Below are 20,434 nucleotides of genomic sequence, written 5' to 3' on the forward strand. Positions count from 1 at the left end.
CGCGGCATAGGTCACAAAAGCGGCCAGTCCAGCGACAGATCCAGATCACGGCGCACAATCCAGGATGTACCGTCCTTGCGCGCCACCCGATCAAGCGCCTCGCGCCAGTCGGCGGGCATCTCGCCTACATCCTCGATCCGCATGTCAAGCACCGCGACCGGCGCACCAAAGCGCCCCTCAAGCGTGCCGCTGGCGGTGATCACGTCACCCTCAAGGCTAAAGGGCGCGCGCCAGCCGCCACCCTGATCCGACAGAACCGTCATTTCGCCGGTGCCGATGTCCTGGCCCTGGATCCGCGCCCCGGTCCAGCGGATATCAGCACTGAACGCCCGCAGGGTCCGAGCGGGCAATGCAAGCTCGGCGCGCAGACCGCTGACGTTCAACAAACCGCCCAGGGCCACGCCCCGGACAAGACCCGGCCAATCCCCAAGCAGTATCTCGGCGCGCCCATCGCGAAGCTCGGCCCGGTCCCGCGCCAGAGGCAGGCCAAGCTCGCCCCCCCCGGTAAGGCCCTCTGCCACCGCTGTCAGGGTCCAGACTGCGCCGGGCGCCCCGAAGCGGGCAAACCGCCAGTTCACATTGGCCTCGACCGGAAGACCCATCGGGCGCACCCCGCGCGCGCGGCCCGTCCAAAGGGTTGCATCAGAGTCGATCGGCGCAGCCCACCCCGGCACCATTTGCGGTGCAAAGGCGCGCAAATGCCCGACCCGCCCCTCGCTCAGCAGCACAAGACCAAGGCCGCACAGAACCCCGACAACAATCAGAAGAAAACGGGTCATTGCGCAATCACCAGACGCAGATCGGCGGCGACCACGTCTTCGCGCTCGCCCCTCTCAAAGGTAAACCCGACAAGCGTATAGCCCCAGTTTGCCTCTTGCAGGGTCAGCCATTCGGCAAGCTTGGTAAAGCGCACCGCGTCAAACCGCATGGTGATGCCACCATCGGCGGCATTGGCCAGTTCGCTGGCCTGCGCGCGCAACCCGGCCTCGACAAGGCTGGCCTCGATCCCGCTGATGCCGATGGGCGGGCCGCCGTTTGCCCCCTCGCCCGCATTGCGCAGCGCCGTGGTTTCCGAGGCATAAAGCAGCGATTGATCCGCCACCCAAAGCTCTGTCGCGCGGGCCTCGGCCACGGCGCGCTGTGCCTCCTGGCGCGCATCCGCAAGCGGCAAGGCCACTCCGTAAACCACCCCCAAGGGCAGCGCCACCAGCGCCAGCACCGCAACCAGTAGCCGTTCACGCCCACTCAGGCCAAGCAAGGCCCCGATGATCGCGTCCATCATCCCCGTCATCGTCGGGCCCCGTTCTGTGTGACCGCCATCGCCAGCACCGCCTCGATGCCCGCCCCCTCGCGGGTCACCGATTGTGCGACGCGCGGCTCCACCCCCGTTGTGCGCAAGGCACTGACAAGCGAATCGAGCGCCGCGAAATCCGCCAGTTGAAGATCAATCACCAGACCCGCTCCGGGTTGATAGCTGACCCGCGTGATGGTGCCATCATGATCGGCCAGAACCGCCCCTGCGCGGCGCAACACATCCAGCGGGCGCGCCTCGGCGTCGCCCTCTCTGCTCGCGGTTCGGGCGCGTTCAAGGCGCTGTGTCACCTGAGTTCGAATGTCCAAAATAGGCCCCGTCGGGATCATCACGTCGCGCAGGATGCGCTCGGCGTTCTGGCGATAGGCCAGCGATTGATCGCGCAAATCGCGGGTCTCCATCACCGTGGCCGCGACCCAGCCCACCAGCCCCAGAACCGCCAATCCCACCGGAAGGCGCAACTGGCGCAAGCGGCGGCGCATTTCGGCGCGCTCGGCGCCTGGATCGCGCGCCAGATCAAGCGCAAACTCGCCATATCCAAAGATCTGCGGATCGGCCACGCCATGGCTCGCCAGCTCTGACGCCGCACCACAGACGGCAAGGTTCTGCGCGTCAAGATAGGCGTCAATCCCGGGCAAAACCGCGCCAAGCCGAAGCACCGCGCGCGGCGGCGATAGCGCCGCCGCCTTTTCAAGCAGGGCAAGCGCAAGATCGGCCTCGCCGGAAAAGCCATCCTCGGGCCCGAGACGCGCGCGAATTTGCCCGCCGCGCGCCTCGATCACCCAAAGATCGGGCGCGGCGGGCAAGGCAAGGTAGTCGGGCAGAACCGCACGACACAGCGCCCCCGCCGGGGCCACGGCGCGGGCCCAATCCTGACGCTCTGCGATATCGGTAACCAGCACCCGGCTCCAGCCATCACGCGTGCCTGCAAGGCGCGCCGGGCGAAGATCAAGCCCCGCATCCAAGCCGCCGTAGGCATCGCGCAATTGCCGCGCCGCCACCCGGTCGCGCGCTTGTCCCTTGAGGGCCTCGGGCAGATCAAGCCCCACCAGCGGCGCCGCCGTCCCCGGCACCAGCGCCACGAACGGATGTGTCGGCAACGCCCCGCCAGATGCAAGATCATGGGTTTGCACCGGCGCCGCCTTGCTGCTCTTTTTACGATTTAAAACAAGGGTCATAGCGGATCCGCCCGGCGATTTTTGATTTCTACTGCACCCGTCAGCGAGGATCGTTCTACAGTCACGATGCGGCTTAGCATACGCCCATCGAGCGCGAGGTCAAACCGTACCTGAAACCAGCGGCTTGTGACGCCAAACCCGCCCTTGGGGGCCTGGGATTGCTCGATTACGCGCGGGTGCAGCAAGGTCTCGGCGCGCTCTCTGAAGTCTGCTGCATTGGCGAAGGGCAAGCGGCCGCGATCCGCAATCAGGCGCTCGATCCCGGCCGGGTTGGCCGTGGGCAAAACCGCGCCAAGCACAGCGGCAGGGGTGGTATTTACGTTTAGGGAGACGCCCGCAGGCAGGGCCGCGACGAAGGGCAGAAGGCGGGCGTAATGCTCGGCCGTCATGCCACGCACAAGGCGCAATTCCTCGATCGCGGAAATCGGCCCGCCCGGCGGGCGCAGCGGGATGGCGCGCGCGGCGTATTCCTCAACCAGAACCGGGCCGCGCACCTGCACGAAACCGGCCACTTCGCGCGCCAGGGCCACCGGAAGACCAAGCCCGCGCAACAATCTCTCGAACGCCTGCACCGCCGCAAGATCGCTTGGATTGCTCAGAGCGTTGACGTTGAAAAGCCCCTGAAGGTCAGTGATTGTTCCCGCCAGAACCGCGCGATCAATATCGGCGCCGAACCTCTCGAGCGCCCAGCCTTCCAGCAGGTGATCAAGGTTCTGGTCGCGCTCCCAATCGGCCCGCAACACCGGATCAATCAGCATTTCCGCCGCATCCAGATGCAGCATCGCCTGCTCGCTGATCTGCACGTGCTCGACCCGGCTCCGGCTTGTTTCGGCGCGCAGCATAAGCCCGGCCGCCACAGCAGAAATCGCCGCCACCATGATCAGCGCATTCAACAAGGCTATGCCGCGATCCTGTGTCATCAAAAGCGCACCATGACCCGCAAAGGCCCGTAAACATCCGAGTCAAACTGAATGTCGACCGCATCGGGCAAATTCGGGCGGGGCAATGGTCCGGGCACGCCCCAGCCCGCAACCCAGCCTTCTTCGGGGCCGGCGTAGGCGCTGACGCGAAAGCTTGCGATATTGTCAAAGATCACCGTTTCCGGCGCAAGTGCGGCCTCGGAGGCAGGCCGCAAAACCGGCCAGACCTGACGGATAAGACGTTCATCCTCGCGATCATAGCGCCAGATCACCCGTGACTGCCCCGCCGCCTGATCATCGGGCAAGACCGGCTGGCCGGAGGTCGAAAAGGCAAGGCGGCCCTCATCCGCGCTCTGATCCAGAAAAGCGGGCTCGGCCTCGATGCTTTCGGGGGGCCAGAACGCGAGTGCAGCGACGGATTTCAGATCATTGCGCAACAGGACAAGCCCGCGCGACAGGGCCGCCGCCTTTTCATCGGCGTCGGTGATACGATCGCGCGCGCGCATCATGCCGCCAAGCGCCTGAAGCCCCATGACCGCGACCATCGCAAAAATCGACAGCACCGCGACGAGTTCAAGCAGGGTCAGCCCCCGGTCCTGCGCCCTGCGCGGTGGGTTTGGCGCGCTCATTTCACCACCTCGGCCACCACCTCGGTCGGCGCGATCACCACGACGCGGCCGCCCGGCTGATCCGGGCTGCGCGCGGTGATCGTGGCCTCGGTAAACCCGGCGCGCGTGGCCTCTTCACTGACCGCGACCTGCCAGTTATAGGGCCCGTAAACGACCCGGTTGCTCAGGCTGCGCGCGCCGACCGCCCCCAAAAGCCGAAGCTCTTCAGCCCGGTTCAGGGCCACCTGCATGGCCATGACACGAGCCGCCTCGCCGCCCAGAACGCGGCCGGCCTGATCGGCGCTGCGCAGGGCGGCGATGGTGCCGATGGAGAGCACGAAAACAGCGATCACCAGTTCCAGAAGGGTCACGCCGCGGGTGCCATCATGAGGTTTGATACCGGGGGTAAGGCGCGTCATATCCCCTCGCAAATCAGGCCCGAAAGCCCGCCCGACGCACAGCTGATGAGCGTGCCATTGCCGATAAAGCTGACCTCAAAGCGGGTCACCTGACCATCGGGAAGGAACACCAGATCGGGTATGGGTTCGCGCGCCAGATCCTCGGGGAAAATCGGCCCCCTCGCTCCTTTAAACCGCACCTCGCCGCGAAATTTCTGAGCCCTGCCATTGGGTTGCCAGCCCTCGGCCTCGGCGCCCGGAGGTGCCGGCAAAAGCACTTGCCAGCCGTCAGGCAAGAGCGCGACACCGCGTGCGGAATGGCCCAGAATCGCCGCGTCGCGCAGCCGGTCATAGGCCGCGCCAAAGCGCAAGACATCGCTGTCACCGCTGTTGCGCTGCGTCACGGAAAACGTCGCCGTGATTGACAAAACGGCGATCACCGCCACAACAATCACCATCTCCAGAAGGGTAAAACCACGCTCGGATGCTGGTCCTATTCGCTCCATGAGCCGATATCCGCATCAACGCCATCCCCGCCCGAGACGCCATCCGCGCCAAGGGTGAAAATATCAAATTCGCCGTGAATGCCTGGCTGCAGATATTGATAGGGATTGCCCCAGGGATCCTGCGGCAGGCGATCGATATAGCCGTTTGACGCGTAATTCTGCGGCACAGGCGCGATTGTCGGCGCCTCTCTCAGGGCAAGCAGGCCTTGTTCGGTGCTGGGATAGCGGAAATTGTCGAGCTTGTAGAGCTTGACCGCCCCGCTCAGCACCGCAAGATCCGATTGCACCCGCGCCACGCGCGCCTGATCGGGCCGGTCAATGATGCGCGGCATCACCACGAGCGCGAGAATCGACATGATGACCACCACGACCATCAGTTCCAGCAACGAAAACCCGGCCTCGCCATCGGGTTTGGCAGGTTTGGTCATCGGGTGTGACGTATTGATTTTCATGGTAAAATCGGTCCGTAAAAAATATAGGATACAAAACAAATCATAAACCAACGACGCGCCTTGCACAATCAAAGCCTTGCACCCGCCGCCCCTTTTCAAGCATCGGATTGCCCATGCCAGCCACAGCCCCCCTTGCCTTTTTCCTGATCCTGAGCGGCGCGGCGGTCGGATCATTCATGGCCGCCTGGGCGGACCGTCTTCCACGGGGGGACAGCGTGGTAAGCGAACCATCGCGGTGCCGCGGATGCGGAACAAGGATTTCCTGGCGCGACAAAATGCCGATCCTGTCCTGGCTCATATTGGGCGGCAAATGCCGGACCTGCGAAACGGCAATCCCCAAGCGCCTGTTTTACGCCGAGATTTCAGGGGCATCTCTGGCGATAGCGGCAATCTGGGGGGCGCAATCGCCGCTGCATATGGTGCTTGGGGCACTTTTTCTCTGGCTTCTGCTTGGCCTGGTGATGTGTGATCTGGCCGCCTTTCGCCTGCCCAACGCGCTGACCGGGCTTTTGTTTGTCACCGGTTTGGGGCTGGCCTGGGAGAACCCGTTTCGTGCCCCCCTTGACGGGCTTATCGGCGCCGCCGCCGGGGCCGGTGCGTTTCTTCTTATTCGTGTTGTTTATCAAAAGCTTCGCGGGCGCGAGGGGTTGGGATTGGGCGATGTCAAACTGATGGGGGGAATAGGCGCCGCCCTGGGCGTAACCGCCCTTCCGGTGGTGGCTTTGATCGCCGCGATGGCCGCTATGCTTGTTGCGATCCTGGTTGGCTGGCGCAAAGGCGAGCGCCCCGGATCGACCGAAGAAATTCCCTTTGGGGCCTATCTTGCCGGCGCCGCAGGTCTTTGGTTTCTGATCGGCTAAATCACCAAAATCATCGAGGCAAAAAACATGGGCGGCGGGTTTCCCCACCGCCCACTGCGTACCGTTAGAGCCCATTACTCAAAACCCTAGGGTACGATCCAATCACTGACGACGCGGAAGCCAACCCGCTCTTCCGGTGCCAGCTCTGCGATGAACGCTCCTTTAGAGGCGAAGCGTTGCCCCGGTCCAAGACCCAGTTCGGGATGGGTGCCGGGATTTAGCTCATTTTCTGCCTCATGTTCAATGATTTCAAGCACATAATCGCGATAAAAATCACTAATTGCATGCATGAGGCCGAATTCCATCAGTGTCAGCGCATAGTAAGTTTGCAGTTGGATACGCGGATGGGTGACATCCAGCCTGCGGGTGTGCATCCAGCCCCTTATACGATATTTTCGCGGATGATACGAGCCCGGTTTGTCATAGGGCCAGATCAATTTGGTGCGCGCAATCATGTCGCTTGGGAAGGCCGCGTTGGCGAAATCCTTGCTGACCGACGGCAAGGTGATCAGCGCAGCCTTCGGGTCGACATCGACCAGAACCTTGACCGCTTCGGCGGCATCCTCGGGCCAGATCACAAGTGTGTCGGCATCGGCGTGACGTTCCAGAGCCGCCTTAAGCCCGGCGGCGTCAGCGTATTCGACGGTTTCAACCTCGGTTCCCTCAAGCACCATGTTCAGGGTCTCTTGAAAGGCCGCCGCAGGACGTGTGCCTTGCGGACCCGCGTCGTGGATCTGGACGACGCGGCCAAGCGGAAGCGCCTCATCCCCGAAATGAATCGCCAGGGCCTCGGCCTCGAGCGCGATACCGCGATTGAAAAACACCGAATAACCATAGCGCCCCTCGCCCGGTGTGGGCAATTCGGCGTTCGGCAGGACGCAGGGCAAACGCTTGTCGTCGCAGAACTTGCCGATTTCATCCCACGGGCCTTTGACCAGACCGCTCAAAGACGCAAAGACCGGCTGTTCGGCATATTTCGCCTCAAGCTGGGCGCGCCATGTTTCGGGGGCCCCCTCAAGCTGCCAGACGTGCAGGTTCCAAAGGCGATAGGCGTCCACGAAGTTCGAGCGATAGTTCGGCGAAAAGGTCGGTTTCGTGGTGTCGCCCTCGGTGTCGATGTTCATGTAGGTAAAGAAAACCTTCATCGTGTCCAGCATCGCCTTCGCCTCGGCAGGATCAGCATCCGGGCCGATGATCGTGGCAAAGTGAATGTTCTTGTCGTCAACGCCGGGGTCAAGGTCGCCCGACAGATCCTTGAGGAAGGCGGCGAGATTGGCAACATCGGCCGAGGACAGCTCGTAGCGGGGCATGATCGGGTCAAACTCGTGACCGCCCGCATCCACACCGTCGCGCAACGCACGCGCCAAAAGCACCTCGTCATAGGCCGGGCGCATGCGCGGCTGGCGCACGCGGGCCCAAAAGTTTGGCGGTTGCACCTCTTGATAGAGATCCTTGAAGATACGGTTGCGATCCAATTGCTTTTTGTCGAACAGGATATTTCCCATGATCGGCGGCACATAGTTGCCCCCCTCAGAGGTGCCAAAACCGCTTGGGCGGTGACAGTTCACACAAGAAAACTGTGCCCCGGAAATCTCGACATCGCCCTGGGTCACGCCAGTGACCGGCTTGCCGTCGGCACCGATCCCTTCCCAGTACAAGCGACGCCCCAGTTCGGCATCGCCCGCCTGCCCTGCCCCGGCCAAAACCGGTGTCACGGCCAGCACAAGCGCCAGGCCGGTGCGGCGCAGTAGTTTGTAAATCGAAGACTGTCCCGGCATCAGTTCACCTCGGGGCGAAGCAGGTTGGCATATTCATCTGCCAGTTCCTCAGAGGACAGCAACCCCTCAAGCCGAAGCCAGGGCGCCTCTTTGGATTTGCGCAGGAAGGTCAACGGGCGGTGGTACATCTTGTTCTCGCCTTTATAGACGGCATCAAAGTTGCGCACGACGGTGAAGATATCGTCAAACTGACCGGTCAAGAGCACCCAATTGTCGCGCGCATCATGCAGTTTGGCATAGTCGCGCAAGCGGCGGGGGGTGTCATATTCAGGATCAATCGAAATCGATACCATCAGATAATTCGGATCAATGGCCACCAGATCATCCTGGGTCTGGCCAAAGGTCGCCGTCATCACCGGGCAGATCGTGGCACAACTGGTGAAGACGAAATTCAGCAGCACAGGCCCGTCATAGGCCATCAGATCAGCAAAGTTGACTTTGCGAGCATGGGAATCGCGCAGGGTGACATCCGACATTTGATAATCATTCAGGGTACGCTGGTACTGATACCCGTCGATCATACCATTCTGGCTGTCATTCGCGGCTTGGCTGCTATTTTCGGCATCCATACCAAGATGAAGCGGCATACGGTGATCTTCGGCATCTGTGCCGTGATCGGTTCCGTGGCCTTGCATGGCGGCGGCGGTATTGTCATGGGTCTGGACGGAATTTGTTCCGTGTCCCGAGTCGTGGCCTGAGTGCTCGCTTCCGGCAAGGGCAGGCGCAGAAAATCCGACAACTGCGGCAAGGGCAAAGGCCGGAACAGCACTCAGAGCAGCTCTGATATGGTTCATTTCAAGTCTCCGTCGAGAAAGTAATGTCTCAAAATGACGGGCACCGGCGAGTTTCCCCGCCGATACCCTTGTTCTTATAGTCGCTTAGTGAACCGACCACACGGCCGTGTCGTGGTGCAGAGCATCGAACTGATACATCCGCAGACGACGGGACGGCTCGTAGCTGAACTGAACGGTCAGAGAATGTTTACCAACACCGTCGGTGTTAACATAGTCTGACATCGCATCCGGCGTACCGCCCATCGCTGAATAGAGCGGGTCTGTCCAGTGATGGTTGCCCTTCTTCGAGCCGATCACGTCAGCCAACGCGTTCGCCACGGGTGTCGGCGAAAGCTGTTCCGGGCGTACCGCATTCGGGATCGGGATAGCCCCTTGACCCGCAACATGGATCCAGAAGGCGTTCCGGCCGAAGGTAAAGAGCGGACCGGCACCACCGACAGGCAGGGTGTTGTGGAAGGTATTTTCCCAGCCACGCAGACCGCCAAAGTCAACCAGAACATAGGCATGACGGAAGTAGTCGCCATTCAGAAGCTCAATTTTGACTTCGTCACCACGTTTATCCCAGACACCGTCAGTCATGCGAACTTCTGCAATACCGTCATGGTCTTTGAGCTGACCATAAATGGTGTTGTTCAGGAACAGAACAGTCATGTCATAACCTTCACCCATCTCATAGCCGGTGGGCAGCTGTTTACGATTGCCCCAGTCGTAGAAGGCTTCGCGAATCTGAGCCATCTGCGCCTGAATGACCGAACCGTTCAGACCCTGGAAGTAACGACCGTGAGCACGGTTGGTGTTCATGTTCGCAAGTTCGCGGAACATGGCCCACATCCGCTTGGCCGGTGCCGTGTCGCCGATCTGTTCGATCGCCGCCAACTTGGTGGCTTCGCTTTCACGCGGGTTTTTCCCAAACACACCGATCTCGGCAAAGTTACGACGGTTGCCAGCAATCGGCACCAGAACGTTTTCAACGACCTGAACCCGCGGCGGGTGATTCCGCCAGCCCCAGTGATAGCTGAGGTTCCAGAAGCGTGCCGGGGGCATCTTCATGTTGAGGGTGTACATCAGGCCTTCCTGCATCGGGAAGAAAGTCTGATCGAAACCGACGTTCGGGATACGTGCAACGCGCGTGCCCCCTTGCGTCAGGTCGGGCCCGCCAACATCCGTAAGGTTTAGTTCCTTCGGATCATCAAAAACCATCGCATAAGGCGCAAAGTCTTCGTGCCCACGGTTCAGGATCTTGACGTTGTACTTGATGGTCCACTCTTCGTCGTTCACCACTTCCGGATCGATATAGGCGGTGTCGGATTCGATATGGGTATCGTACCAGATCTGGTTGACGGTCACCGACTTGGTCACCGGATCAACCGCTTTTTCCTTCAGCCCACCGAGATAGTGCAGCAGCGGGAAACCTTCGTATTCCCGGTTGCTAAGGGGCCCGGTAAGATCATTGCCCTCGATGATATCCACGGCATGCCGCGCAAGCTTGCTAAGCTGATCCTGGTCAACACGGCGCGGATACTTGTAGCAGTGGCGGTTGCCACGGAAGCTACGGCAGGCGCCGTAGGGTTCCGACATTGCCTCGATCTGATCCATGATCCAGTCAAGATCATCGGTCGGCGAGGTTTTGTCGATCTCCGTAACGATCGGGTCGTCATGAAGATTGTAGGGGTTTTCCGGCGTGGACGGCAACGTGTTGGGAATATAGTTGCCGCGACAGCTCTTGAGGTTTTCGTACACCGTCGGGATCATGTTGGACGGGTGCGGCGTAAAGCTGTCCCCGTTCGGATAGTCCGGGTTTTCCGGAAAAACCGACGTGCCACCCGCAGTCGTCAGATGGGTGGCAGTTCCATCTGGACTAATGACGCGTGTCTCGAAAGGCACGCGCGGTTGTTGTCCGGAACCGAATTTATCGATACAGAACTGGTTGATGCCGGCAAGACCCTGCGCCGAAGCAGTGGTCCCTCCGAGAGTGGCTGCGACTGGCAAAGCCACCACCGCCGCCCATCTAATAGATTTGAGAAACATTTTCATAGTCTCCGTTTGAATGCTGTGCTGGGATCCCGGTTGCCCGGGGCCAGTGGCTTAGACTTCGCGGTTGTGGTTGCGCGGATCCTTGAGATCGAACACACGCGGACCGGCACGACGCATTTTTCCATCCGCTGGGATGGGATGCGGCATAACCCACGAAACCCGGCTGGCGGCATCATCGGCTTGAATATCAACCGGGAATGCGCCCCAAAGACCGGCACTGCCGTTGCCATAGAAGATGACATCGACCTTGCGGTTGTTGCTGGGTTTCGCGCTATGACCCATCCGGTACATCCGGAAGGCCAGATCCGAGCTGTTCTCACGTGAGCCTGTCAGGAATGTCCAGGCTGCCGGTGCGTTGAACTCGGCCGCGAAAGCCTTGAGGCGATCGGGTGTATCATGGGCAGGGTCACGCGTGATGGAGACGATTTGAACTTCGCTCCCCACTTTGTCACCCAGCTCGGCCACAACCTTGCTCAGCTTTTCGGTAATCGGAAATGATGCTTCGTCGCGGATGCTGAAGAAGTTCATAACCACAATGCGGTTCTCGATATAGTTTTCGTAGAACGCTTTGGTTTCCCCGTGCTGGTTGGTCAATTCCAGATGCGGGAAGGAATCCCGCTTCGTGGAATCAATCACGTTGCTTGTCCTGGTGACTTGCCCGTGATGCATGCGCTCCATGGCCGCTTTGGCCTCGTGCGCCGCCCGTTCCGAGGACGAACCCGCCGTGGTAGTAAAGCCCACCGCCGCGGCAACCGGGAGTCCGGTCAAAAATTGACGTCTATTCGTCATGATAGTCTCCTCTCTTTCTCAGAGATTTCCGTATTCGGTGAAGCTTAATCGCCCTGACCCGGCTCAACGATGTCCCAACGGATCATCATGGCATGGTCTTCGTGGACAACGTTGTGACAGTGCATCACGTGCTTACCGAAGAAGTCGCGCCAGCGGCTGAAGAACGTGATTTCGTCTCCAGGTCCCAGCGATACCACGTCCTTGCGGGCACGCTCTACCGCGCTTGGCGGACGACCGTTGACCTCAAGAATCTGGAACTCTTCGAAGTGGGTATGTACAGGGTGTGCCCATGCATTGCCTTCGTTGCGGAAGGTCCAGATCTCAGCAGAACCCTGCTCGATCTTTACGTCCACGCGGTTGGGATCCATCAGGCGACCGTTCACCGTCCACAGACCGTTGTCATAATCGAAGACAAACAGACGCTTGCGGCGGACTTCCGACATACGGATCTTGGGAAGCTTGCGCATCTTGGCAGGAATTTTCGACGGATCAGCCACATCACCCGGTTTGCAGCGGAACTGCATCACCGGCATCATGTTGTCGCCCTCAAGCGTATAGCCGGTCGGGCCAGCGCCATCGGTACGAATTTCCTTGGTGTTCCAAACCTCGACAAGATCGCCATCGCCGTACTTCGAGAAGTCGACAATCACGTCAAAGCGGTTTGCAACCCACAGCTCGAACGACGGTTCGATCAGCGGAGCTTCGAGCAGGTTACCGTCGTTCGACAGGATGACCCAATCGTCGAAATAGGGCTCACCACCACCGGCAGGGGTAATCTTGAGCACCAGCGTGTAAAGACGCGACGGCCCGCCGTTCAGGAAACGGAAACGGTACTTGCGACGATCCACATCCAGATAGGGCTGAATGATGCGGTTCACGGTGATCTTGTCGCCTGTCATACCCTGTGTGGTGTACTCAAGACGGTTGGGACCGAACGTATCCAGAGCCCCCTGAGAGTTGCCCACCTCTTCGGGATCTTTGGGGTCAGGCTCAAGCGGATCATCGGGCATGAAGAAGTCCCAGATCACCTGACCGTTCTGCTGGAACTGCACGTCATGCAGGATCAGCGGAATGTCATAATCGCCCGACGGCAGGTTGAAGGCCCGCGGGTTCGGATCGTTTTCGTTGTTTGAATCACGCTCATCAAACAGCAGGTAGAAGCCCGAGAAGCCCGCGTAAACATTGGTCGCCGTGAAATCGAGGCGGTGGTCGTGATACCACAGCGTGTTCATGATCTCGGTGTTGTCATAGTCCCACCCATCGGGCGAACCCGCAGGGAAGTTGCCATAGTGGTGATCCCAGAATTCACCAGGATTGAAGAAATCCTGCGGAATACCGTCCGATTCAGACGCGGTATGGCCGTTATGCATGTGGATCGTCGGCGAGGGCAGCGCGAAGCTCACGTTGCCTGTGCCAACGGGCGGCAGCAGGTTGTTGCGACGCAGGAAAAGCGCTTCGCCATAGTTGGATTTATACGTCTCACCCGGCGTAATGCCGTTGAAACCCCAGTGCCAGGAGCCAACATTCTCATCACCGTCACGGCCAACAACACCCTCGGTGCCGTCGCCATACGGGGGCTGCCAGTGATACTTCCAGCGGAATTCGGTCATCACTTCTTCGTAATGATTGACCGGAGGGAAATCGTCGAACCGCTGATGGCGTTCAGGCTCGATCGGCGGATCATATGTCGCCGGATCGATCGGCTGCGCCGTTGGCATAATGTTGAGCGGCGCGGTAAACGGCTCGACATCAGGGCTCGGTGACGAGACGATGCTCGGTACAAAATTGTCCGGGAATACCAGACCATCCTGCGTCAAACCGTCAGCAGCGCTGTCCGGCCATTGTTTGATCTCGGCCCCGGCCTGCGATGCTACAGCAGTAGCGCCCGCAACACCCAGGCCAAGCTTCAATGCTTCTCTTCGTTTCATGCTTAGTCCTCCAGCAGAAAAAGCTCGCGAATATTACTTTTGTCACGCGTCAGACATAACGCGATCGCCCTCGCGCCAAATGTGCCGCGAGTAAGAAGGGCCAAAGGACCCCGGCTTCAGAACGGCCTAATGCCGCCTTATCTTAAGGTTCGAGCCGAGGCTCGTCAGGTGGGATTACAGGCCGGTAGAGGTGAGTAATGTGTGGCCCGCGCAGATCCGTGACCTGCGAATTTTGTTTTAATAGTTTAAGAGCAAATGCTCCTTGGCTCCGTGCACAAAGGCAGCACGGCGTTGCCGTCAGTTGAAACGACAATGCGCGTCAAATTGACACCCTTGTCATTCACCATGACACCACAAAAAGAAAGGCCCGACAACGGTAACATTTTCGTTACCCGGCGAGTAAAAGCTTGCGGCGCGACTTTTGAAGTCCGTCGCGAACACAAGCTATTGTTTAAAAGTGATAAATTGGGACTATATCCAGATCGGCAACAATCAGAAAAAATCTTTACTATGTGTTAAGTGGGAACTGAAAATTGGTTTTCCAGTGGGTTAAGCAAGAAAAGTTCACACTGTCCTTGAATGCGTACATCTTAAAGATGTTTTTCGAAGCAATCGCAATACCGAAAGGTGATAGGCTCGCGCAAAACGCAAATCTAACTCGGGCGCACTCTCCGGCGCTAGCTGCGGCCCGTAATCTTGACGGTAATTGTCCGGCGTTGTCCCCTGCGCAGAATATCAACCGCGAACTCATCAGAGCTGCGCAAAATCTGCGCGGCATTGGCAAGGGTTTCAGGGTCGGAAACCGAATAGCCATTCACCCGAAGCACCATATCGCCGCGCTGTAGCCCGATAAGGTCATAAATCTGGCCTTCGCGCACCCAGAGGATTTCGGGGAACTTCTCACCCTGCCCGCCATTGGCGGCCACCATGCGCACGCTACCCGCGCGCCCAAGCACCCGGCGCATATCACGCCCTGAAAACGCGTCTATGGGCACGTCGACATTATCGCCATCGACCGAGCCATTGGACATCACCCGCGCCATCATCTCGTTCGCGGTTTCCTCAAAGCGGATCAGAACCCGCTTTTCCTCGCGCTCGATCCAGACGCCGTTGGCCTCGATCTCGATCACCTGCTCGCCACCGATAAGCCGGTCCCCCGCACGCACAAGCACATCCCCATCCGAGGCGGTCATGATCGCCCAGGCATCCTTGCCCCCGGCCACAAGCCCGACAAGGCTGTATTTCTCTGCCTTCTTGGGCGGGGCCTGCGCGCGCGGCGGATCGGGCACATAGGCGTCAAACACTGGCGGCCACTCTGCCGGCAGGGCCTCGGGGGTGGCGGCCTCGACTGCGGCAAGCTCCGCCCCGATCTGAACCGGGGCCGCGCCCTGCGTGCCCTTTGACGCCATCACAAGCGCAAGCTGTCCACCGCCATAGCCAAAGGCGACAGCCGCGGCAAAGGTCAGGATTCCAAGCCCGCGCATCCGATCAGATCCGGTCGGCAGCACCGCGAATGACGCGGTCAGGATATTGGGGCGTGACTGGCAAAATTGGCGGTCCCTTTTGGAAAATGGGTCGAGTGTCTTGTAAAATCGCTTTCAATAACGCAGGCGATCATAGCCCGGTGCGCCCCGCGCGACAACAGGCTATGACCGCCCTAGCCCATCGGCGCCACCTGCACAGGCCGCGGCCAATCCGCAGGATTGCTCAGCTCGTCAGCGGGGCGCGCCAAAAGAACCTGCGCATGAAAATGCCCGGTGGTTTCCACGCCTTCGGTGTCATGGCCCTGCGCGCGCGCATTGGCGATGGCGCGCGCCTGCTCGTCGGCGCTCTCAAAACGGCGGTGGATAAAGGGCGGGATCGGCAGCCGTTCGACCACCAGCCCATGGGCCCGCAACACCTCGGCCGCCTCAGGCCCTTCGTTGCCGCGAATGGGAGAGGTCATCACCCAGGGCTTGCGCGGCCCCGCCGCCGCCAAAAGCCGGTCAAGCGCATCCGGCATAAGCTGAGCAACGCTGCCGCATTCAACGATCATGTCACATTCCGCCAGTTCGGCCGCCAAGGCGGGCGAGGCCGCGTTTTCCTGCAGATCCTCGACAAATCCCGTATCGAAAAGCCCCGCCGCCGTGCCATAGGCCACAGCATTGGGCGCCACATCAATGCCGACAAAGCGCATCGGCGGCGCCGCGCGCCGGATGCTGTCGAACCACGCGCGATCCTGTCGGATCACCTCGGGCGCATCCAAGCCGTCAAAGCCCGGCGCGCGATAGCGGTCAAACACCTGCGCCAGCGTCAGATCATGCCCCATCAGCGCACTGACGATGCCATAGCTGCTGGCAAAATCCACGATCCGCGCAGAGCAAAGCCCGCGCAGGCGCATCAATTCGGCCAGCCCGGCCCGAAAGGCCACTACCGCGTGATGCTGATTGCGATAGCCAAGCGCATCCATCATCCGGAAATACGCCCGGCAATCAGGCTGATTGTAGGTGTCGTCAAAAATCGTGACGAAGCCACCCTTTGCGCCATCCGATAGCTCTGTCATGTCCTGCGCTCCGCTTCGTCGTTTCAGTTTGCCTTGGGCCGTCTCGGCCCGCCATAGGGCTCAACCTTGCCGCAGAGCGGCGGTATTACAACCGAAATCACGCAGATTTTCACGTCTGACCACACAAGCGTTATCGGCGGACCGGATTTGAAACAATATTACGTGCCGCTATCGGCAACGTGACGCAGAGGTGTGCAACCGTGCATTGAACAAACCCGACATGAGGCGCATTTTAGATGTGTAAACCCATTTCAGATCAGGACTCTTATTATGAGCAACGCCACCACTCAAACCCTGCCCGATCAATCCAGGATCCTGCTGGGCGCTTCGCTGGCATGGGTTGCGGTCATTATCTATGCCTCGTCGAACTCGCTTGTGTCACTGCTGGCCGATATCGGGTCGCACAACAGGGTCATGGGGCGCAATGTCATTACCTATTGCAACCTGCTGTTTGTCGGTTCGCTGATGTCGATGGTGCCGATGGTGTTCATGTTCTGGCGCGACTGGACATTTGAGAACCTGCGCGCGCTGACCGCCAAGCACTGGGTTATCCTGACGCTCTCGGCGTTTCTGTCTTCGGCGCTCACACCGGGGCTTTTCTTTTATGCGCTGGAACATACCTCCGTGACCAACGTGGTGCTGATGGGGCGGATCGAGCCACCGCTTTTCCTGCTGGCGACCTATTTCCTGCTGCGCGAAGAGTTCGAGCCGTGGTCCTTTGCCGCCGGTCTTGTTGCCCTCTGCGGTGCGGCGCTCATGATCGCGCTCAAGAGCGGCGACAACAGCTTTGTCCTCGGCAAGGGCGAGATTGGCGCGCTGCTTGCAACCCTGTCCTATATTGCCTCGACCCTGGTGGCGCGCACCGGCCTGCGCGGCATTCCCCTGGGCATCTTCTCGATCTATCGCACGGCCGTGGGCACAACGTTCTATTTCTTTCTGGCGATCTACCTGTTCGGGCCGAAACACTTTCAGGACGTGTTCCATCCCATCGTCTGGCAATGGGTCTGGATCTATGCGCTGATCGTGGTCATCGGCGGTCAGTTCGCCTGGGCGCTAGGCCTGAAATATGCCCGCTCCGGCGATGTGTCGCTGGCGACGTCGTTCTCGCCGCTGGCCGCTATCCTGATCGCCATGCTCATGCTGGGCGAGGATCCCGGCCCCGGCCTGATCCCCGGCGGCGCAATTATCCTTTTGGCCGTTGGTATCGGCCAATATGGCCGCATCCGGCGCAACCGTGCCGATGATCGCCAGAAGGCGGCGCAGGAGAATGCCATGCAACATGAGGGCGAAGTGAACTTCAAAGGCGCCTGACCACGTATCTCCGGGACCACGAAAAAGCGGCGCAGGTCAGATCAGGCCCGCGCCGCTTTGTTCAGTGTACCCCCGCCCGGAGCAACAGGTGAGGTCAGCCTTCAGCCAACCGCGGGGCGTTTCGCCTCTGGCAAAGAGGCATAGCTTTGAAACACCTCGCTCGGCGGCGGACTATCCGACACCCTACCCTCAAGCCGGATCAGCGCCTCGCGTTTGATCGCCAGACCGTCCTGGTTTTCAATGACAACATCCGGGCGGAACCCGGCCCTCTCGCGCCCGGCCTCTTGCGTCGGCATCAGCAGCATCGCCGGGGCAAGGTCACCCGCCCCGGCATGCAACCGCGTTGCGGCCTCAATCGCCCCGGTCTCGCCGCCCTGCGGAAAAGGCGCAAAGACGCAAAGCCCGGTTGCGTTGGCACCCGGAGCAAAGCCGCTGGCCGCCGCAAGCGGCAACACCTGCGCTGTGGGATAGGGCGCAAGAACGTCACGCAACACCTGTGCATAAGGCCCCTGATCATCTGCAAGATAGATCGTGACCCGCCCGCCAGCGACCGCCCTGGCAGCCAAAGTGCCAAGGGCGTGGCGGATCACCTTGGTCCCATCCTGCGCCATCGCCACCATCTCGGTGGTGATATCGCGCTGCTGTCGGCTCAGAAAGAAGGCCAACAGCTCTTCGGCCATGGCATTGTAATGAGGCACATCGCGCGGATCATTCTCGATCCGGCCGATGTCAACCTCGGCCACCTCTGCCCCCGCCGCATAGACCCGCAGCATGATATCTAGATCAACCGCATAATCGCCAACCAGCGCATCCTGCGCGATCAGCGATTTGTTGAACAGGTAAAGCCCGGAATTGGGCGCGCGCAAATGGCCAAGACCCTGAAACATCAGACGGATCGCAGGCATCACCAACAGCCGCGTCATCGGCATGTTGTCCCCCGGATCATGCCAGGCGCCCTTGACCAGCCCGATGCCGGGGCCACGCGCTGCGGGCATGCGTGCGAAAAGCCCGGTGTCGAATTTATCAAGATCGGCATCGACCTTCATCACCCAGTCGTATTTTGTCGCCGCAATGCCAGTGCGCACCGCGTGGCCCATGCCGGCGCGCGTCTCGGACACAACCCGTGCCCCGGCGGCGCGCGCCTCGGTGGCAGTGTCGTCGCCTGATGCATTGTCGATCACCACGACTTCGCCCACATCCGGCATCGCCAACATGACCGATACAACCTTGCGGATGGTTTCGGCCTCATTTCTGGCCGGGACAATGACAGAGACCGGATCGCTCATGAAGGCTCCTTCGGCCCAAGGGCACGTCAAGTACGGGCTTGAAAAGTAATATGATCAAAGGGCGTTAACAATAGCCGATGGGCTCTCGCAGGCGAAACCGGCCGTGCCCCAGAGCGAGAGGGGGCAAGCAGACCGCCTAAAATCCCAAAGTCGCCTCAACCGCCCGTTTCCAGGCCTCGGTCTTGGTCTGGCGCAATGTCTCGTCCATCGCGGGCAAAAACTGTCGTTCAAGCGCCCAGGTGGCGGCGAACTCTTCCTGGCCGGGGTAAAGCCCGATCTGCATCCCCGCAAGCCAGGCCGCCCCAAGCGCCGTGGTTTCAAGAACCTCGGGGCGATCCACCGGCGCGTCGATGATATCCGAGAGGAACTGCATCGCCCAATCCGACGCGCTCATCCCGCCATCGACCCGCAGGATCGCATCTGCGCCCTCTCCGGCCCAATCATCGCGCATCGCCTGCAACAGATCACGGGTCTGAAAGCCGACGCTCTCAAGCGCCGCACGCGCAAGTTCTTCGGGCCGCGTGTTGCGCGTAAGGCCGAACATCGCGCCGCGACATTCGGCATTCCAATAGGGCGCTCCAAGCCCGGTAAAGGCCGGCACAAGCACCACGTTCTGTTGCGGGTCGGCGCGTTCGGCCAAGGGCTGTGTCTCGCTTGCCTCGCGGATAATCTTGAGCCCGTCGCGCAGCCATTGCACCACCGCCCCGGCCACAAAGATCGAGCCTTCAAGCGCATAGGTCGGCTTGCCGTCAAGCTGATAGGCGATGGTCGTCAACAGCCGGTTCTTCGACACGACCGGCGTGTCACCTGTATTCAAAAGCGCGAAACATCCGGTGCCATAGGTCGATTTCAACATGCCCGGCTTGAAACAGGCCTGCCCGACCGTCGCGGCCTGTTGATCGCCGGCCACCCCGCGAATGGGGATCTCGCGACCAAAAAGATCGGCCCGCGCATGGCCGAAATCATCGGCACTATTGCGCACCTCTGGCAGCATCTGCATCGGGATATCCAACAGATCACAGATCGTCTTGCTCCACCGGCCCTTGCGGATATCGTAAAGCAGGGTGCGCGCGGCATTGGTGGCGTCGGTGGCATGCATCGCCCCGCCGGTCAGCTTCCAGATCAGGAAGCTGTCAACTGTTCCGAACAGCAACTCGCCCGCCTCGGCACGCGCTCGTGCGCCCTCGACATTCTCGAGTATCCAGCGAAGCTTGGTGCCCGAGAAATAGGGATCAAGCAACAATCCGGTGCGCGCGCGGACCATCTCTTCGTGGCCCGCATCACGAAGCGCGCGGCAATAATCGGCGGTGCGCCGGTCCTGCCAGACAATCGCGTGATGCACGGCCTGCCCGGTCGTCTTGTCCCAGACAACGGTTGTCTCGCGCTGATTGGTGATACCGATCGCGGCCACATCCGCGCCCGTAAGACCCGCCTTTTCAATCACCGCACGACAGGTTCCTGCCGTGCTTGACCAAAGATCGTTGGCATCATGCGCCACCCAGCCCGATTGCGGAAAATGCTGGGGGAATTCTTCCTGTGCCGTGGCCACGATCCGCATGTCTTCATCAAACAGGATCGCCCGGCTTGATGTGGTGCCCTGATCAATGGCGAGGATATGGGTCATTGTCTTGCCCCTTCAGGTCTTACGAAAAATGCGGTCGCCGAAAAGGATCGACGACCGCAGTCTAGCGCGACAAACGTGCCGCGCAATGGGGATTGGGCGGGGGCCATGCACCGG

The 20,434-nt window shown here is 60.4% G+C and carries 19 protein-coding genes; 2 read left to right on the forward strand and 17 right to left on the reverse strand.

All coding sequences use genetic code 11. The annotated features are described in order from the left end of the window. Nucleotides 1-11: 11 nt before the first annotated feature. Genes BUB78_RS08725 through gspG form a run of 8 tightly spaced genes read right to left on the reverse strand, consistent with a single transcriptional unit; the run spans nt 12 to nt 5,350 of the window. A complete protein-coding gene (locus BUB78_RS08725) occupies nt 12-779 on the reverse strand; it encodes a hypothetical protein (protein WP_073197133.1) in 768 nt (255 codons plus the stop codon). Continuing rightward, nucleotides 776-1,291 (reverse strand): type II secretion system protein GspM, encoded by a 516-nt coding sequence (gspM, locus tag BUB78_RS08730; RefSeq protein WP_073197135.1) that lies wholly within the window; start codon nt 1,289-1,291, stop codon nt 776-778. The genes BUB78_RS08725 and gspM overlap by 4 nt, the downstream gene beginning before the upstream one ends. Beyond that, complete coding sequence (gene gspL / locus BUB78_RS08735) at nt 1,288-2,490, reverse strand: type II secretion system protein GspL (protein WP_073197137.1); 1,203 nt, start codon at nt 2,488-2,490, stop codon at nt 1,288-1,290. The genes gspM and gspL overlap by 4 nt, the downstream gene beginning before the upstream one ends. Beyond that, on the reverse strand, nt 2,487-3,410 hold the full coding sequence (gene gspK / locus BUB78_RS08740; protein WP_073197139.1) for a type II secretion system minor pseudopilin GspK: 924 nt from the start codon (nt 3,408-3,410) through the stop codon (nt 2,487-2,489). Before gspK ends, gspL begins: the two co-directional genes overlap by 4 nt. Further along, nucleotides 3,410-4,039, reverse strand: coding sequence for a type II secretion system protein GspJ (locus tag BUB78_RS08745; RefSeq protein WP_073197141.1), 630 nt, complete (start codon nt 4,037-4,039; stop codon nt 3,410-3,412). Before BUB78_RS08745 ends, gspK begins: the two co-directional genes overlap by 1 nt. Then, nucleotides 4,036-4,437 carry a type IV pilus modification PilV family protein gene (locus BUB78_RS08750; protein ID WP_073197143.1) on the reverse strand — a complete coding sequence of 134 codons (402 nt, stop codon included), beginning with the start codon at nt 4,435-4,437 and terminating at the stop codon, nt 4,036-4,038. Before BUB78_RS08750 ends, BUB78_RS08745 begins: the two co-directional genes overlap by 4 nt. Continuing rightward, nucleotides 4,434-4,922 (reverse strand): prepilin-type N-terminal cleavage/methylation domain-containing protein, encoded by a 489-nt coding sequence (locus BUB78_RS08755; protein ID WP_073197145.1) that lies wholly within the window; start codon nt 4,920-4,922, stop codon nt 4,434-4,436. Before BUB78_RS08755 ends, BUB78_RS08750 begins: the two co-directional genes overlap by 4 nt. After that, nucleotides 4,910-5,350 (reverse strand): type II secretion system major pseudopilin GspG, encoded by a 441-nt coding sequence (gene gspG / locus BUB78_RS08760; protein ID WP_073197230.1) that lies wholly within the window; start codon nt 5,348-5,350, stop codon nt 4,910-4,912. Before gspG ends, BUB78_RS08755 begins: the two co-directional genes overlap by 13 nt. A gap of 137 nt (nt 5,351-5,487) precedes the next feature. Here gspG and BUB78_RS08765 point away from each other — a divergent pair, with 137 nt between their 5' ends. Further along, a complete protein-coding gene (locus BUB78_RS08765) occupies nt 5,488-6,234 on the forward strand; it encodes a prepilin peptidase (protein ID WP_073197147.1) in 747 nt (248 codons plus the stop codon). A gap of 86 nt (nt 6,235-6,320) precedes the next feature. On the opposite strand, the gene BUB78_RS08770 is transcribed toward BUB78_RS08765, so the two are convergent. The 7 genes from BUB78_RS08770 to BUB78_RS08800 all read right to left on the reverse strand — a co-directional run bounded on the left by BUB78_RS08770 (nt 6,321) and on the right by BUB78_RS08800 (nt 16,099). After that, entirely contained in the window at nt 6,321-8,012 is a 1,692-nt protein-coding gene (locus BUB78_RS08770) for a c-type cytochrome (protein ID WP_073197149.1), read from the reverse strand. Continuing rightward, entirely contained in the window at nt 8,012-8,806 is a 795-nt protein-coding gene (locus tag BUB78_RS08775; protein ID WP_084732811.1) for an SCO family protein, read from the reverse strand. Before BUB78_RS08775 ends, BUB78_RS08770 begins: the two co-directional genes overlap by 1 nt. A gap of 84 nt (nt 8,807-8,890) precedes the next feature. Next, nucleotides 8,891-10,840, reverse strand: a complete 1,950-nt coding sequence (locus BUB78_RS08780; protein WP_220083994.1) for a hypothetical protein — start codon at nt 10,838-10,840, stop codon at nt 8,891-8,893. A gap of 51 nt (nt 10,841-10,891) precedes the next feature. Then, the gene (locus BUB78_RS08785) at nt 10,892-11,629 is read right to left on the reverse strand and encodes an SCO family protein (protein WP_084732812.1); all 738 of its coding nucleotides are present in this window, start codon (nt 11,627-11,629) and stop codon (nt 10,892-10,894) included. A gap of 44 nt (nt 11,630-11,673) precedes the next feature. Continuing rightward, nucleotides 11,674-13,557 carry a multicopper oxidase family protein gene (locus BUB78_RS08790; protein WP_245813415.1) on the reverse strand — a complete coding sequence of 628 codons (1,884 nt, stop codon included), beginning with the start codon at nt 13,555-13,557 and terminating at the stop codon, nt 11,674-11,676. A gap of 677 nt (nt 13,558-14,234) precedes the next feature. Further along, nucleotides 14,235-15,041 carry a hypothetical protein gene (locus BUB78_RS08795; protein ID WP_139279293.1) on the reverse strand — a complete coding sequence of 269 codons (807 nt, stop codon included), beginning with the start codon at nt 15,039-15,041 and terminating at the stop codon, nt 14,235-14,237. A 173-nt stretch (nt 15,042-15,214) separates the two neighbouring features. Further along, nucleotides 15,215-16,099 (reverse strand): hypothetical protein, encoded by an 885-nt coding sequence (locus BUB78_RS08800; protein ID WP_073197159.1) that lies wholly within the window; start codon nt 16,097-16,099, stop codon nt 15,215-15,217. 270 nt (nt 16,100-16,369) lie between these two features. On the opposite strand from BUB78_RS08800, the gene BUB78_RS08805 reads away from it, so the two are divergent. Further along, nucleotides 16,370-17,410 (forward strand): DMT family transporter, encoded by a 1,041-nt coding sequence (locus BUB78_RS08805; RefSeq protein ID WP_073197161.1) that lies wholly within the window; start codon nt 16,370-16,372, stop codon nt 17,408-17,410. A 101-nt stretch (nt 17,411-17,511) separates the two neighbouring features. Here BUB78_RS08805 and BUB78_RS08810 read toward each other — a convergent pair whose 3' ends face one another. Continuing rightward, nucleotides 17,512-18,696 carry a glycosyltransferase gene (locus BUB78_RS08810; protein WP_073197163.1) on the reverse strand — a complete coding sequence of 395 codons (1,185 nt, stop codon included), beginning with the start codon at nt 18,694-18,696 and terminating at the stop codon, nt 17,512-17,514. A gap of 136 nt (nt 18,697-18,832) precedes the next feature. Next, nucleotides 18,833-20,320 (reverse strand): glycerol kinase GlpK, encoded by a 1,488-nt coding sequence (gene glpK, locus BUB78_RS08815; RefSeq protein WP_073197171.1) that lies wholly within the window; start codon nt 20,318-20,320, stop codon nt 18,833-18,835. Nucleotides 20,321-20,434 lie beyond the last annotated feature (114 nt).

This window comes from Roseovarius marisflavi (genome assembly GCF_900142625.1).
GTDB classification, from domain to species: Bacteria; Pseudomonadota; Alphaproteobacteria; order Rhodobacterales; family Rhodobacteraceae; genus Roseovarius; species Roseovarius marisflavi.

Excerpts from the sequence above, each read along its gene's own strand:
- BUB78_RS08725 (WP_073197133.1), bottom strand. The coding sequence starts at position 779 with ATGACCCGTTTTCTTCTGATTGTTGTCGGGGTTCTGTGCGGCCTTGGT.
- gspM (WP_073197135.1), bottom strand. The coding sequence starts at position 1,291 with ATGACGGGGATGATGGACGCGATCATCGGGGCCTTGCTTGGCCTGAGT.
- gspL (WP_073197137.1), bottom strand. The coding sequence starts at position 2,490 with ATGACCCTTGTTTTAAATCGTAAAAAGAGCAGCAAGGCGGCGCCGGTG.
- gspK (WP_073197139.1), bottom strand. The coding sequence starts at position 3,410 with ATGACACAGGATCGCGGCATAGCCTTGTTGAATGCGCTGATCATGGTG.
- BUB78_RS08745 (WP_073197141.1), bottom strand. The coding sequence starts at position 4,039 with ATGAGCGCGCCAAACCCACCGCGCAGGGCGCAGGACCGGGGGCTGACC.
- BUB78_RS08750 (WP_073197143.1), bottom strand. The coding sequence starts at position 4,437 with ATGACGCGCCTTACCCCCGGTATCAAACCTCATGATGGCACCCGCGGC.
- BUB78_RS08755 (WP_073197145.1), bottom strand. The coding sequence starts at position 4,922 with ATGGAGCGAATAGGACCAGCATCCGAGCGTGGTTTTACCCTTCTGGAG.
- gspG (WP_073197230.1), bottom strand. The coding sequence starts at position 5,350 with ATGACCAAACCTGCCAAACCCGATGGCGAGGCCGGGTTTTCGTTGCTG.
- BUB78_RS08765 (WP_073197147.1), top strand. The coding sequence starts at position 5,488 with ATGCCAGCCACAGCCCCCCTTGCCTTTTTCCTGATCCTGAGCGGCGCG.
- BUB78_RS08770 (WP_073197149.1), bottom strand. The coding sequence starts at position 8,012 with ATGCCGGGACAGTCTTCGATTTACAAACTACTGCGCCGCACCGGCCTG.
- BUB78_RS08775 (WP_084732811.1), bottom strand. The coding sequence starts at position 8,806 with ATGAACCATATCAGAGCTGCTCTGAGTGCTGTTCCGGCCTTTGCCCTT.
- BUB78_RS08780 (WP_220083994.1), bottom strand. The coding sequence starts at position 10,840 with ATGAAAATGTTTCTCAAATCTATTAGATGGGCGGCGGTGGTGGCTTTG.
- BUB78_RS08785 (WP_084732812.1), bottom strand. The coding sequence starts at position 11,629 with ATGACGAATAGACGTCAATTTTTGACCGGACTCCCGGTTGCCGCGGCG.
- BUB78_RS08790 (WP_245813415.1), bottom strand. The coding sequence starts at position 13,557 with ATGAAACGAAGAGAAGCATTGAAGCTTGGCCTGGGTGTTGCGGGCGCT.
- BUB78_RS08795 (WP_139279293.1), bottom strand. The coding sequence starts at position 15,041 with ATGCGCGGGCTTGGAATCCTGACCTTTGCCGCGGCTGTCGCCTTTGGC.
- BUB78_RS08800 (WP_073197159.1), bottom strand. The coding sequence starts at position 16,099 with ATGACAGAGCTATCGGATGGCGCAAAGGGTGGCTTCGTCACGATTTTT.
- BUB78_RS08805 (WP_073197161.1), top strand. The coding sequence starts at position 16,370 with ATGAGCAACGCCACCACTCAAACCCTGCCCGATCAATCCAGGATCCTG.
- BUB78_RS08810 (WP_073197163.1), bottom strand. The coding sequence starts at position 18,696 with ATGAGCGATCCGGTCTCTGTCATTGTCCCGGCCAGAAATGAGGCCGAA.
- glpK (WP_073197171.1), bottom strand. The coding sequence starts at position 20,320 with ATGACCCATATCCTCGCCATTGATCAGGGCACCACATCAAGCCGGGCG.